Source organism: Pseudomonas sp. MS15a(2019) (assembly GCF_013277805.1).
Lineage (GTDB): Bacteria > Pseudomonadota > Gammaproteobacteria > Pseudomonadales > Pseudomonadaceae > Chryseomonas > Chryseomonas benzopyrenica.
Window position 1 is genome coordinate 156,238 of the sequence record NZ_VBTN01000009.1, and the last position, 13,563, is coordinate 169,800.

Annotated in this window: 14 protein-coding genes; 7 read left to right on the forward strand and 7 right to left on the reverse strand. The window is 64.5% G+C overall.

The window, feature by feature from the left end:
• Nucleotides 1-273 precede the first annotated feature (273 nt).
• Entirely contained in the window at nucleotides 274-1,074 is an 801-nt protein-coding gene (ccsA, locus tag FEZ61_RS13480) for a cytochrome c biogenesis protein CcsA (protein ID WP_017640798.1), read from the forward strand.
• 188 nt (nucleotides 1,075-1,262) lie between these two features.
• Nucleotides 1,263-2,567: an MFS transporter gene (locus tag FEZ61_RS13485; protein ID WP_017640800.1), complete on the forward strand. Its 1,305-nt coding sequence runs from the start codon at nucleotides 1,263-1,265 to the stop codon at nucleotides 2,565-2,567.
• 58 nt (nucleotides 2,568-2,625) lie between these two features.
• On the opposite strand, the gene purT is transcribed toward FEZ61_RS13485, so the two are convergent.
• From purT to FEZ61_RS13500, 3 genes are all read right to left on the reverse strand, one after another.
• Complete coding sequence (purT, locus tag FEZ61_RS13490; protein ID WP_173149037.1) at nucleotides 2,626-3,807, reverse strand: formate-dependent phosphoribosylglycinamide formyltransferase; 1,182 nt, start codon at nucleotides 3,805-3,807, stop codon at nucleotides 2,626-2,628.
• A 21-nt stretch (nucleotides 3,808-3,828) separates the two neighbouring features.
• Complete coding sequence (locus FEZ61_RS13495; protein ID WP_017640802.1) at nucleotides 3,829-4,026, reverse strand: DUF1289 domain-containing protein; 198 nt, start codon at nucleotides 4,024-4,026, stop codon at nucleotides 3,829-3,831.
• Between the two features lie 265 nt (nucleotides 4,027-4,291).
• Nucleotides 4,292-4,879: a CoA pyrophosphatase gene (locus FEZ61_RS13500; RefSeq protein WP_173149039.1), complete on the reverse strand. Its 588-nt coding sequence runs from the start codon at nucleotides 4,877-4,879 to the stop codon at nucleotides 4,292-4,294.
• A 127-nt stretch (nucleotides 4,880-5,006) separates the two neighbouring features.
• Here FEZ61_RS13500 and FEZ61_RS13505 point away from each other — a divergent pair, with 127 nt between their 5' ends.
• Together FEZ61_RS13505 and FEZ61_RS13510 are read left to right on the forward strand one after the other, a co-directional pair.
• Nucleotides 5,007-5,561: an NUDIX hydrolase gene (locus FEZ61_RS13505; protein ID WP_017640804.1), complete on the forward strand. Its 555-nt coding sequence runs from the start codon at nucleotides 5,007-5,009 to the stop codon at nucleotides 5,559-5,561.
• A gap of 67 nt (nucleotides 5,562-5,628) precedes the next feature.
• The gene (locus FEZ61_RS13510) at nucleotides 5,629-6,165 is read left to right on the forward strand and encodes a L,D-transpeptidase family protein (protein WP_017640805.1); all 537 of its coding nucleotides are present in this window, start codon (nucleotides 5,629-5,631) and stop codon (nucleotides 6,163-6,165) included.
• Nucleotides 6,166-6,328: 163 nt separating this feature from the next.
• On the opposite strand, the gene FEZ61_RS13515 is transcribed toward FEZ61_RS13510, so the two are convergent.
• From FEZ61_RS13515 to FEZ61_RS13530, 4 genes are read right to left on the reverse strand one after another with little or no spacing between them, the layout of a single operon-like run.
• Nucleotides 6,329-7,483, reverse strand: a complete 1,155-nt coding sequence (locus FEZ61_RS13515; protein WP_017640806.1) for an ABC transporter ATP-binding protein — start codon at nucleotides 7,481-7,483, stop codon at nucleotides 6,329-6,331.
• A 10-nt stretch (nucleotides 7,484-7,493) separates the two neighbouring features.
• Complete coding sequence (locus FEZ61_RS13520) at nucleotides 7,494-8,153, reverse strand: ABC transporter permease (protein WP_068383475.1); 660 nt, start codon at nucleotides 8,151-8,153, stop codon at nucleotides 7,494-7,496.
• A gap of 4 nt (nucleotides 8,154-8,157) precedes the next feature.
• The gene (locus FEZ61_RS13525; protein ID WP_017640808.1) at nucleotides 8,158-9,060 is read right to left on the reverse strand and encodes a glycine betaine ABC transporter substrate-binding protein; all 903 of its coding nucleotides are present in this window, start codon (nucleotides 9,058-9,060) and stop codon (nucleotides 8,158-8,160) included.
• Nucleotides 9,061-9,069: 9 nt separating this feature from the next.
• Nucleotides 9,070-9,780 carry an ABC transporter permease gene (locus FEZ61_RS13530; RefSeq protein ID WP_017640809.1) on the reverse strand — a complete coding sequence of 237 codons (711 nt, stop codon included), beginning with the start codon at nucleotides 9,778-9,780 and terminating at the stop codon, nucleotides 9,070-9,072.
• Nucleotides 9,781-10,502: 722 nt separating this feature from the next.
• Here FEZ61_RS13530 and FEZ61_RS13535 point away from each other — a divergent pair.
• The 3 genes from FEZ61_RS13535 to FEZ61_RS13545 all read left to right on the forward strand — a co-directional run bounded on the left by FEZ61_RS13535 (nucleotide 10,503) and on the right by FEZ61_RS13545 (nucleotide 13,530).
• Nucleotides 10,503-10,694, forward strand: coding sequence for a hypothetical protein (locus FEZ61_RS13535; protein ID WP_158891359.1), 192 nt, complete (start codon nucleotides 10,503-10,505; stop codon nucleotides 10,692-10,694).
• A gap of 319 nt (nucleotides 10,695-11,013) precedes the next feature.
• Nucleotides 11,014-12,060: a glycoside hydrolase family 5 protein gene (locus FEZ61_RS13540; RefSeq protein WP_160923872.1), complete on the forward strand. Its 1,047-nt coding sequence runs from the start codon at nucleotides 11,014-11,016 to the stop codon at nucleotides 12,058-12,060.
• A 294-nt stretch (nucleotides 12,061-12,354) separates the two neighbouring features.
• The gene (locus FEZ61_RS13545; RefSeq protein ID WP_173149041.1) at nucleotides 12,355-13,530 is read left to right on the forward strand and encodes an acyltransferase; all 1,176 of its coding nucleotides are present in this window, start codon (nucleotides 12,355-12,357) and stop codon (nucleotides 13,528-13,530) included.
• Nucleotides 13,531-13,563: the final 33 nt, after the last annotated feature.

The following is a 13,563-nucleotide window of genomic DNA, read 5'->3' on the forward strand; positions in this document are numbered from 1 at the left end:
AGGGCCGGTGCCCGAGGGGACGGGATCAGAAAATCAGCGAGAAGATGCCGATGACCACCACCAGGCCGATCAGAAAGATGATGCCCATGGTACCGCCGAGAAATTTAAGCATGGTCGCGACCTCTTCTAGATATGTACTTCATGGGACCACCCGACAGCGGCCAGGGTTCGCCCGATCCAGCCAGCCAGCCAGCACCAGGGCGTGGCTCGGACTTTCTGTACCGCCCTGTCTGTGCCACACTCGCCTGCTTTCCGCTCTGCTGAAACCGGACCATGCACGCCCTGCTGCCCACCCTCCTGGCCGCTGCCCTCTATCTACTCGCGACCCTCTACCAGGGCAGTTGCCTGCTGCGCAAACAGCCGTCGAGCAAGCCCCTGGTCCTGGGCGCCGGCATCCTGGCCCTGCTGCCCCATGCCCTGGCCGTCTATCTGCAGCTGATCCTCGAACCGACCCTCAGCCTGGACTTCTTCGACGCCTCCAGTCTGATCTCGGCGACCGCCATCGCCCTGATGCTGATCGGCTGCCTGCGCATGCCGCTGCAACCCTTGCTGGTGCTGATCTATCCCCTCGGCGCCATCACCGCGCTGCTGGCCGAATTCGTACCGCCCGGCACCGTGACCCCGCTGGACGTCTCGCCCAAGATCGTCGTGCACGTGCTGCTGTCGATCATCGCCTACGGCCTCTTCACCCTGGCGGTGCTGCAGTCGCTGCTGCTGCTGATCCAGGATCGCCAGCTCAAGAACAAGCATCCATCCGGCCTGATCCGCAGCTTTCCCCCGCTGCAGACCATGGAAAGCCTGCTGTTCGGCTTTCTCTGGGCCGGCTGGGTGGTGCTGTCGCTGTCGCTGATCTCCGGCTGGTTCTTTGTCGAGGACATGTTCGCCCAGCACCTGGTGCACAAGACGGTGCTCTCCTGCATCGCCTGGGTGGTGTTCGGCATCCTGCTGTGGGGGCGCAATCGGCTGGGCTGGCGCGGCCACCGGGCGATCCGCTGGACCCTGCTGGGCTTCATCCTGCTGATGCTGGCCTACTTCGGGAGCAAGCTGGTGCGGGAATTCATCCTGCATCGTTGACAGTCGTCATTCCACTACCCGCATAATCAGGCGACCGAACCACGTTCGGCGCGACCCGGCCAACAGCCAGGTCGCGCCCGGCACGTCATAACAGGTCGTCACGCCCGTCCTCATCCTCGGACAGCCGCTGCCCCATCAGGCCGCTCCGGCAGACGCCTCCTACAAGAACGACTGCCCGGTATCTCTGCATGTCCACAACCGCTGCCGCCTTCGACGCGCCCACTTCCGTGCCGCGCAATTCCCCCACCCGCGTGGCCACCGCCAGCTTCATCGGCACCGCCATCGAGTTCTACGACTTCTATGTCTATGCCACGGCCGCGGCCCTGGTGATCGGCCCGGTGTTCTTTCCCCAGGGCTCGGGCATGGCCCAGACCCTCAGCGCCTTCATCACCTTTGGCATCGCCTTCCTGGCGCGCCCCCTGGGTTCGCTGCTGTTCGGCCACTTCGGCGACCGCATCGGCCGCAAGTCCACCCTGGTGGCCTCGCTGCTGCTGATGGGTATCTCCACCACCCTGATCGGCCTCCTGCCCGGCTACGCCAGCATCGGCGTCTGGGCGCCCATCCTGCTGTGTCTGCTGAGATTCGGCCAGGGCCTGGGACTGGGTGGCGAATGGGGTGGTGCGGCGCTGCTGGCCACCGAGAACGCCCCGCCCGGCAAGCGCGCCTGGTTCGGCATGTTCCCCCAGCTCGGCCCCTCCATCGGCTTCCTCATGGCCAACGGCCTGTTCCTGGCTCTGGCGCTGCTGCTGGACGACGAGCAATTCCGCGCCTGGGGCTGGCGCATTCCCTTCCTGCTCAGCGCGCTGCTGGTGGTGGTCGGCCTCTATGTGCGGCTGTCGCTGCACGAGACACCGGTGTTCGCCGAGGCCATGGCCCGCCGCGAGAAACTGCGCCTACCCATGGTCGAAACCTTCGGCAAGCACGGCAAGGCGGTGCTGCTGGGCGCCCTGAGCATGGTGGTGTGCTACGCCCTCTTCTACATCTCCACGGTGTTCTCGCTGAGCTACGGGGTGAAGAATCTTGGTTACAGCCGGCAGGAATTCCTCGGCCTGCTGTGCATCGCGGTGCTGTTCATGGCCCTGGCCACGCCGCTGTCGGCCTGGCTGGCGGATCGCTTCGGCCGCAAGCCAGTGCTGGCGGTGAGCGCCATCGCCGCCCTGCTGTCGGGCTTCGCCATGGAGCCGCTGCTGACCCATGGCTCCAGCCAGGCGGTCGGCCTGTTCCTGGCGCTGGAGTTGTTTCTCATGGGCATGACCTTCGGCCCCATGGGTGCCCTGCTGCCGGAAATCTTCCCGACCCAGGTGCGCTACACCGGCGCCTCGGCGGCCTACAACCTGGGCGGCATCCTTGGCGCCTCCCTGGCGCCCTATGCCGCGCAGCAACTGGTGGAAGCCGGCGGCCTGAGCTGGGTGGGCGGCTACGTCTCGGCGGCGGCGGCCATCAGCCTGCTGGCGGTGCTCTGCATGCGCGAAACCCGCGATCAGTCACTGTAGATTCTTCAGCGCATGAAAAAGGGCCCCGCAGGGCCCTTTTTCGTGGCGCGAGACGGCGTTACAGCTCGACCTTCACCGCCTGGGAAGCACGCACGGCCTTGGCGCGCGCCGCCTCGATGCTTTCGTCGCGAGCCAGGGCCACGCCCATGCGCCGCTGCCCCTTGACCTCCGGCTTGCCGAACAGGCGCAGCGCGGTGTCGGGTTCGGCCAGGGCCGCGCCGAGGTTGCCGAAGGCGGTCTGCCGCGACTCGCCGTCCACCAGGATCACCGCCGAGGCCGAGGGGCCGAACTGGCGGATGGTAGGGATCGGCAGACCGAGGATAGCGCGGGCGTGCAGGGCGAATTCGGACAGGTCCTGGGAGATCAGGGTCACCAGACCGGTGTCATGGGGACGTGGCGAGACTTCGCTGAACCAGACCTGGTCGCCCTTGACGAACAGCTCCACGCCAAACAGGCCGCGACCGCCCAGGGCCTCGGTGACGGCGCGAGCGACCCGCTCGGATTCGGCCAGAGCCTTGTCGCTCATGGCCTGGGGCTGCCAGGACTCGTGGTAGTCGCCCTTGACCTGACGATGCCCGACCGGTGCGCAGAAGGCGGTGCCGCCGACATGGCGCACGGTCAGCAGGGTGATCTCGTAGTCGAAGTCGACGAAGCCCTCGACGATCACCCGGCCCTTGCCGGCGCGACCGCCTTCCTGAGCGTACTGCCAGGCGGCCTGCAGCTCATCGGCGCTGCGCAGCAGGCTCTGGCCCTTGCCCGAGGAACTCATGATCGGCTTGACCACGCAGGGATAGCCCAGCGCCTCGGCGGCGGCGGCGTAGTCTTCGTAGGTATCGGCGAAGTGATAGGGCGAGGTGGGCAGGCCCAGCTCCTCGGCGGCGAGGCGACGGATGCCTTCGCGATTCATGGTCAGCTGGGCCGCGCGGGCAGTGGGCACCACGGTGTAACCCTCGCCTTCCAGCTCCACCAGGGTAGCGGTGGCGATGGCTTCGATTTCCGGCACGATGAAGTGCGGCTGCTCGCGCTCGATCACCGCGCGCAGGGCGGCGCCGTCGAGCATGTCGATGACGTGGCTGCGGTGGGCGACCTGCATGGCCGGGGCATCGGCGTAGCGATCCACGGCGATAACCTCGACGCCCAGACGTTGCAGCTCGATGACGACTTCCTTGCCCAGTTCGCCGGAGCCGCAGAGCAGCACGCGGGTGGCGCTGGGGGACAGGGGGGTACCGATACGGGGCATGACAGATCTCTCCGGCTGATATCAGGTCAGGAAGGCCGCACCGCCCGCCCGCGCCCGCTCGTCGCAGCGCAGCAGCACCTCGCGGCGCTCGCTGTCGCTCATGGACATCCAGCGGGTGATCTCGGCGGCGCTGCGTTGGCAGCCGATGCAGATGTCCTGTTCGTCCAGGGCACAGACATGGACGCAGGGCGAACGCACGGGTGAATTGGCGGTGGTCATGCGGCTTCCCTCGAATGGCCGCGCATTGTGCCCGTTAACGTCCGACTTGGCATGTGCCTTTACCTTGTCGCTAGGCTCTGCACGAAAAGGCCTGCGCTCGGTGATGCTTCGTTGAAAAACGCCTGGATCGCCAGCCCGGCCTGGGCGGCCCCGTCGCAATGCTCATTTACCACTCGTAAACTCGTTCGCGAGCACGGTTCGCTTCCTCAGCGCTTTTCTCCTCGCCTGACCTTCGCTCGGCGACTTTTCGTACAGAGCCTACCGCTCAATCCCGCCTGGGCGGTGCCTTGAGCACGATACCGGCGTCGTACAGCAGGTTGACCAGCTCGACGATGATCACTGCCGTCAGCCCCCAGATGCGGTGCTCGCCATACTGATAGCTGGGCACCTGCCAACGCAGGCCGTCGTGGTCGACCCTGAGGGTGTAGTCCGGCGGCACTTCGCAGAAGAACTGCAGGGGCACGGTAAAGATCGCGGCGATCTCGGCTTCGCTGGGGACGTATTCGAGCTGATCGGGAATCAGGGCGACGATGGGCGTCACCGCCAGGCCGTAGCGTGACACCAGCGGACTCAGGGGCGCGATCACCTCCACCAGGCCTGGCGGCAGCCCGACCTCTTCCTCGGCCTCGCGCAGGGCGGTGGCGATCAGATCGACGTCCTCGGGATCGCGCCGGCCGCCCGGCAGGGCCACCTCGCCGCCATGGGTGGACAGGTTGCTGGCCCTCAGGGTGAGCAGCAATTCGGGATGCTCGCGACGAATGATGGGCACCAGCACCGCCGCTTCCTGATGGTTCTCGGTGCCGCTCAGGGTGCGCGGCCGATAGTGACGCAGGCGCTGGAGCAACTCATCCACGCCGGAATTCTCCCTTGCTCATCGTATCCCCTGGATCATGGCACGCCCGCCGGGCAATCCCAAGCCCAGCCATCGCTTGCGAGGCCCGCGATCGCCCCGGCACACTGCAGCAAAACGAGGATGAATCATGAAGCATTGCAACCACTGTGGCGGCCTGCTGGAAGAACGCATTCCCGCGGGCGACAACCGCATGCGCCTGGTCTGCAGCCAGTGCGGCGCGGTGCATTACCAGAACCCACGGGTGGTGGCCGGCTGTCTGGCAACCTGGGAAGGCCGGGTGCTGCTCTGCCAGCGCGCCATCGAGCCGCGCAAGGGCTACTGGACGCTGCCGGCAGGCTTCATGGAAAACGGCGAGACCACCACCGAGGCCGCCGCCCGCGAGACCCTCGAGGAAGCCGGCGCGCAGGTGCAGGACCTGGAGCTCTATACGCTCTTCGATCTGCCGCACATCGACCAGATCTACATGCTGTTCCGCGGCGAGCTGGTCGACGGACGCTTTGGCGTCGGCGAGGAAAGCCTGGACGTGCGCCTTCTGGACGAAGCCGACATCCCCTGGTCGTCTCTGGCTTTTCCGACCATCAAGCGAACACTAGAATGCTTTTTCGCTGACCGCCGCCGCGGCGAGTTTTCACTGCGCCATGAGGGCATGGCGCCCATGGTGGTCGCACCCAAGCCTGCCTAAGGGCCTGTTCAACGTCTGCTCGCGAGACCTTGAACAGGCTCTGAGCTCTTCCGAGGATCTTCTCGACATGCGTCCGTTGCACCTGTTGTTGGCGCTCTGCTATGTGCTGTGCGGTTCGTTGCTTCCCCAGCTGGCCCAGGCCAGTACCAGCGTCACGGTGATCCGCCAGCCGGCCGCGCCGCTGATCGACAAGGTGCTGGTCATCAAGTCGCGCAATCAGCTGCAACTGCTCAGCGGCGACACCGTGATGAAGTCCTACCGCATCTCGCTGGGCAAGAATCCCCGCGGCCCCAAGCTGCGCGAGGGCGACAAGCGCACCCCGGAAGGCTTCTATTGGATCGACTGGCGCAAGACCAGCGACAAATTCAACCTGGCCATGCACATTTCCTATCCCAATCGTGAGGACCTGGCGCGCGCCAGCCAGGCCGGCGTGCGTCCCGGCAGCATGATCATGCTGCACGGCACCCCCATCGACGAGGAGTACCCGGAGTGGTACTTCAACTCGCTGAACTGGACCGAGGGCTGCATCGCCATGACCAACCACGACATGCGCGAGGTCTGGGGGCTGGTCAAGGACGGCACTATGATCGAGATCCGCCCCTGAGAGCCTATCCAAAGGCTGCTGCGCGTCGGCCAGACTGCGTTGAAAAGGCCTTTGGAATGCTCATTTACAATTCGTAAACTCCGCTTCCTCAGGTCTTTTCGCCTTGTTTGGCTCTAGCTCGCGAGCCTTTGAACAGCCTCTGCGCCGATAGGCTTCCCGTGCCCTACCCCGCCACCTGCTCCGCGGGCGAGACGATGGTGGTCTTGCCCCGCGAACGACCACTGCTGAGGTAGTCGGCGATGGATTCCTGGGTGACCTCGCCAAGGAAGTCTTTGTCGGCGCTGAGCACCGGCAGCCAGGAAGTGTTGAACTGGTACATGCGCGACAAGAGGATGCGCAGGTGCTCGTCAAAGGCCGCGGTGGCCTTGAACGGGGTGACGAAGGGCGCCACCGGCCCGCTCTGACCGCGCAGGTCGCGGCGGCGCACGTAGCCCAGGCCCTTGTTGGCCGCATCCGTCACCACCAGGTAGCGGCGATCGTGCTCTTCCATCAATTCCACGGCATCGCCGATCAGCGTCTCGGCCTGGATCGCGGGCGCGTTGTCGGCGGCGTCCTCGGCACGAATCAGCAGCAGCCGCTTGAGGGTGCTGTCCTGGCCGACGAAGTTGCTGACGAACTCATCCTTGGGATGGGCCAGCAGGGTGTCCGGATGATCGAACTGCACCAGGCGCCCGCCGCGGAACACGGCGATCTTGTCGCCCAGGCGGATGGCTTCGTCGATGTCATGGCTGACCATGATCACCGTCTTGTTCAGCGCCCGCTGCATCTGGAAGAACTCGTTCTGGATGGCGTCGCGGTTGATCGGGTCCACCGCACCGAAGGGTTCGTCCATCAGCAACAGCGGCGCCTCGGCCGCCAGGGCGCGGATCACCCCGATGCGCTGCTGCTGGCCACCGGACAGTTCGCGTGGATAGCGCGACAGGTACTGCTTGGGCTCCAGCTGCACCATGCTCATCAGCTCGGTGGCGCGCTCGCGGCACCTCTTCTTGTCCCAGCCCAGCAGCTTGGGTACCACGGTGATGTTTTCCTCGATGGTCATGTTGGGGAACAGACCGATCTGCTGGATCACATAGCCGATATGGCGTCTGAGGGTCACCTCGTCGATGCCGGTGGTGTCCTCGCCGTTGATCAGCACCCGCCCCGAGGTGGGCTCGATGAGGCGGTTGATCATCTTCAGGGTGGTGGTCTTGCCGCAGCCGGAGGGGCCGAGGAAGACGCAGATCTGGCCCTCTTCCACGGTGAGGCTCACGGCATCCACCGCGGTCACGTCCTTGCCGTGCTGCTTGAAGGTCTTGGTCAGGCGGTCGAGTTCGATCATCTGGGGCTCCTTAAAGGGCGCTGCGCAGGCCGCGCGGGGTGAGGCGGCGTTGCAGCCACTGCAGGACGAGGTCGGCGACGATGGCCAGCAGGCTGACCAGCACGGCGCCGACGATGAGGGTGGCCATGTCACTGCGGCTGATGGCGGTGAGGATGAGCACGCCCAGGCCGCCGGCACCGATGGTGGCGGCGATGGTCATGACGCCGATGTTCATGACCACGGCGGTGCGTACCCCGGCGAGGATCACCGGCAAGGCGATGGGCAGCTCGACCATGCGCAGGCGCTGCCAGAAGGTCATGCCGATGCCGGCACCCGCCTCGCGGATGCCGGGCTCGACGCTGGTCAGCGCCAGGTAGGTGTTTCTCAGGATCGGCAGCAGCGAATAGAGGAACACCGCGGTGATGGCCGGCAGCGGACCGAGGCCCTGGCCGAACTTGGAGTAGAAGGGCAGCAGGAGGCCGAACAGGGCGATCGAAGGCAGCGTCATGACCACCGTGGCCACCGCCTGCAGCGGTCCGGCCAGCGCGGGGTAGCGGGTCATGAGGATGCCCAGGGGCACGCCTACCAGGATCGCCAGGGTCACGGCGATGCCCACCAGGGTGATGTGCTGGCGGGTCAGGTCGAGGACCTGCAGCCAGTCGATGTGATTGAAGGAGGTGACGAAATCCATGGGGTCATTGCCCTCCGCTTAGGGGGTGCTGGGCAAGAAAGTCGCGGGCCACCTGGGCCGGCGTCTGCCGCTCGATGTCCACCTTGGCGTTGAGCTGGCGCATGGTGGCCTGATCCAGGCTTTCCGCCAGGGGCCTCAGCAACGCGGCGAGATCCGGGTGCTTGGCCAGGTACCCGGCGTTCACCACCGGCGCGGCGGTGTAGTCGGGGAAATAGCCCTTGTCGTCTTCCAGCACCTTGAGCTTGAAGGCATCCAGGCGGCCGTCGGTGGTGTAGACCAGTCCAGTGAACACCTGGCCGTTGCGCAGCGCGGTATAGACCAGTCCCGGATCCATCTGGCGGATGTCGTCACGGGTGTAGTTCAGGCCATAGGCCTTGACCAGGCCGGCGAGGCCGTCGGAACGGTTGGCGAATTCGATGTCCAGCGCGGTCAGGTGGCGCTTGCCGGCCTCGGCCTTGAGCAGCCGGGCCAGGTCGCTGATGCTGTTCAGCTCGGGATGCTGCTGGGCGACCTTTTCCGGTAGCGCCAGGGCGTAGGTGTTGTTGAAGCGGGTGGGCGCCAGCCAGGCCAGCCCGACCTTGGCGTCCAGCTCCTTGACCCGCTGGTAGGAGGCGTCCTTGTCCAGCCGCTCGGTGACATGGTTGTAGGCCACCAGCGAGGTACCGGTGTATTCCCAGGTGAGGTCGAGCTGGGCGTTCTTCACGCCGTTCCAGGCGATGGTGCTGCCCAGGCCGCCGACGATCTCCGGCTGGTAGCCGTGCCTGGACAGGTACTGCCCGGTGAGCTCGGCGAGAATGGCCTGCTCGGTAAAGACCTTGGCACCGATGCGGATGGGCTCGGCCTGGGCACCACTGGCCAGCGCCAGTCCGAACCAGGCGGCGCCCAGGGCGATAAGCAACTTCTTCATCTCGTCTCCTTAGCGGGCCAGGCCGCGTTCCAGCCAGAGGCGACTGGCGAGCAGCACCAGGCCATCCAGCAGCAGCGCCAAGAGCGCCGTGGCGGCCGCGCCCAGCAGCAGCTGTGACTGGTTCTCCAGGGCGATGGCAGGAAAGATCAGACTGCCCAGGCTGTTGGCGCCGATGAGAAACACCAGCGGAGTGGTGCCGACGTTGATCGCCAGGGCCACCCGCACCCCACCGACGATGATGGGCACGGCATTGGGCAACTCCACCTTGGTCAGCACCTGGGTGGGGGTCATGCCGATACCGGTGGCCGCTTCCTTGAGCGAGCCCGGCACGTTCTTCAGCCCCTCGTAGGTGTTGCGCACGATGGGCAGCAGCGAAGCGAGAAACAGCGCCAGGATCGCCGGCCCGTCACCGATGCCGACGACGCCCAGGGCGATGGCCAGCACCGCAAGCGGCGGCACGGTATTGCCGATGTTGAACACCTGCATGAAGCGCTCGGCACTGCGGGCGAACCGCGGCCTGCTGAGCAATACCCCGGCGGGAATGCCCACCAGCAGCGCCAGGACCATGGAGACGGCCACCAGGTAGAGGTGGGCCTGGAGATAGAACAGCAGATCCGCGCGATAGGTACTGAGGGTATCCCTACCGATCCAGTGCACCAGCAGTGCCAGGATCACCACTCCCACGGCCGAGCCGAGCAGGAGGGTCTTGAACTTCGCCATGTCAGGCTCCTTCAACGGGCGGACAGGCCGCATGCCTTCCGAGTGCGGACCTCGCGACAGGGGCGAGGCGCAGGACGGCTGTCCGGGTTCAGGGTCGAGACACAGCAGGGCATAGCGGGTATGCCGGCTGGACCAACGGGGCGGTGCGGATCTCGGGATCTGCCTAGCCCTTAGGTGTCGCTCTCTCGTAGCGACATGGCGCTTTGCCTCGACCGAAGAGATTGACGTCCATCGCAGTCGATAGTTCGTCAGCTCCTTTTCAGGCTAACCCAATAGACTCGCTCAATGCCAACCCGATCGTGGAAAACGGCACACCTTGACAGGGTGAAAGGCCCAGGCGAGAGGCTCGGATACCCGGCGAAAAGCGAGAATCGCGTGCTAGAGCAGCCGGCGAATATGTGACGATAAATTTAATACCTTTACTGTTATCTGCTTTGCAGACTCGACGCGACATCTGTCACAGATGCCATGGCAGACCGGCCCGGTTTCGTGGAGCGTGACACAGCTCAGCTGACGTACGGTCATAACTGAAACATCTTTCTGTGAGCCAGTGCGATGCCGATGTTTTGGCACCTCTTTATCATGCCGACGAGTGGCTGACGCTTTGAGGGATCATTCAGCCATAACACGGTCAATAGGTGGCCCAGTGATAGCACCAAGCGCCGTTTCTGGAACCGCTATAAAAACAGACTATTCACCGAGCTAACTTCAAAGGGAACGTTATGAATGACATGACGGCTTGTGCATCGTTGGACTCCGCTGTTCTATCCTCTGCCCCCGTAATGCTGCTGCAACCCAAGGTGGAAAACTGGGTGGTGGTGTATGCGCACGGTGGCCTGATCGCCGACTTCGATGACGAGGCCTCAGCCCGCCGCGAAGCCGAGCAGTGGGCTGGAATCTGCCTGCGTCGCTAAAGACCGCTTTCGAATGATCTGCCTGCGCCATGGAAAGATGGAAAGCAGTCACAGGCAGTTCATTGCTCGCTCCAATGCCCTTTCCCTCCGTTCGGCTGATCGTCCCTCCCGGATCTAGACCCCGCGTTGTCCTGGCACAGGCTAACTCCCAGCCCTACCTAGCTCGCATTTCTGCGGCTTTCGCCTGGCATTAACGTCGCCTGGCGCACCTTCTGAGCAATACAGCGCAACTTCCTGACGTCTCTTCGGGCCTCATGGCGAATCGGGTCACCGTGACCCGTGCTCCTATCGTCTTCCGTCACTGTCCGGGACCTTGCCGATGACGCTACGCCTGAAAACCGCTCTCACGACCCTGCTCACTCTCCTCTGCCTGGCCATCGTGCCGGCCACCCGTGCCGATACGCGTGACTTCCCCACCGATCTGGTCGGACTGAACTTCTCCGGTGCCGGCTTCGCTCCTCATGTATTGCCGGGCAAGCCCGGCACCAACTACTTCTTTCCCGACGCCGGTCACTACCGACGCTGGGCGGCCAAAGGCATCCGCGTGATCCGCTTCCCGGTCATCTGGGAACGCCTGCAGCCCCGCCTGGGGCAGCCGCTGGATCCTGCCTATGCCAAGCTGATCGATAAGACCCTGGACAATGCCAAGCGCTATCGCATGCACGTGATCCTGGATCTGCACAATTACATGAGATACCGCGGGCAGATCATCGGCAGCGCGGCAGTGCCCTACCCGGCCTATGCCGATGTCCTGCGGCGGATCGCCCAGCGCTGGCACGAGCACCCCGCCCTCGCCGCCTACGACATCATGAACGAGCCCCACGATGCGGTTGAGCAATGGCCGATCGCGGCGCAGCACGGCATCGATGCGGTACGCGACGTGGACCGGGCGCGCCCGATCCTGATCGAGGGTAATGGCTGGTCCAGCAGCTATCTCTGGCCGCGCTACAACGCCAAGCTGCTCGGCCTCAGGGACCCGGCCGACAACCTGATCTATTCGGCGCACGTCTATTTCGACAACGACGGTGGCGGCAAATACCTCAAGAAGGACATGACCGACTTCGACCCGGACGTCGGCATCCGCCGGGTCGAGCCCTTCATCGCCTGGCTCAAGCAGCACGGCAAGCGTGGCCATATCGGCGAATTCGGCGTACCGGACAACGATCCCCGCTGGCTGGCGGCAATGGACCGGCTGCTGGCCCGTCTGCGCAAGGAATGCATTCCGGCCATGTACTGGGCAGCCGGCCCCAACTGGGGCGACTATCCGCTGGCGATCGAGCCGGTCAAGGGCAAACCCCGACCGCAATGGACCGTGCTGCAGAAGTACGTGAAGCCGGCCGACTGCACCGACCTGGGTCCTCGCTGAGACAAGGGCGCCACGGCCGAAGCCGAACGGCGCCCACTGCCACCCGTCAGCGATTTGCCTGAAAACAGGTGATTGCCGTCACAAAAGCCAAGGCCATGGACGGCCAGGCAAGAACTTGCTGGCTTTATGCGATCAAATTGTTACAGCAAGTAATAGTTCGACTATTAAGACGCTTGCACGACCACAAGAGCTAGGATGCCATGCCACCGTTCACCCCTCCGCTCCCTTCTCTTTCCCCCTAGCGGCTGCGCTGCCTCCGCTTGCCTCGTCCTGCTGCACCGTCAGGGAATTCCCATGGAAAGATTCGTCGCTCTGGATAGCTTTCGCGGTCTATTGGCCGTCGCCGTTGTCCTCTTCCACACCTATGTTGCTCAGGCTGCCTCGGAAAATCCGCTGATAGCCAATGCCTACCTGTTCGTCGAATTCTTCTTTGTGCTGAGCGGCTTCGTGCTGATGCACACCTACGAAAATCGGCTGCGCACCCTGGACGACTATCGCGACTTCGCCATCAGTCGCTCGGCGCGGATCCTGCCACTGCACCTGGCCATGCTGGGCCTCTATGTGCTGCTGGAGAGCGGTCGCCTGTTGGCGGAAAAACTGGGGATCGGCTTCAACGATCCGGCCTTCAGCGGCGCCACCGCGCCCGAACAATTCCTGCCCAATCTGCTGCTGCTGCAATCCTGGCTGGGCGAGGCCATCACCGGCTCCTTCAACTACCCCTCCTGGAGCATCAGCATCGAGTACTACCTCTATCTGGTATTCGGCCTGCTGGTACTCAAGGGCCAGGGTCATCAGCGCCAGTGGTTCCTGGCGATCGCCCTGCTGGCCTTCGTGCAGCTGCTGTTTCCCATCCTGCCGCTGAAGACCGAGATCTTCCGTGGCCTGTCGTGCTTTTTCGCCGGCGCCTGTACCTATCGCCTCTATGTCTGGATCAAGCAGCACAATCAGGGGCAATTCGGTGGCACCCTGCTGGAGCTGGCGTGCCTGATCGCGGGTGTCGCGGTGATGACCTCGGATCTGCCGGTGCCCAAAAAGGGCGTGCTGGCGACCCTGGTGTTCTGCGTCACCATTCTTACCTTCGCCTTCGAGCGCGGCTTGGTCTCCAGCGTGCTGCACCAGGGGTTCTTCGTCCGCCTGGGCGTGCTGTCCTATTCGATCTACCTCTGCCACGCCGCGGTGATCTTCGTGTTCAAGAGCGCCTTCATCGTGCTGGGCAAGCTGCTGCACCATGATCTCACGGTGGTGGCGCCCTCCCATGATGTGCCGGTGCCCTTCATGATCCGCTACATCGCCACCGGCAGCCCCGTGCTGGACAACCTGGTGGTACTGCTGGAACTGGGAGTGGTCTTCGCCTTCGCCTGCCTGACCCACAGGTACATCGAGATCCCGGGCATGGCCCTGGGCAAGCGCCTGGTCCGCCGCAAACGCACCCCATCCTGCTGCGACGGCACCATCCAGCCGCAGCGTTGAGCGGAGCCCCGGCAGCCCCACCGACCCAAGTCG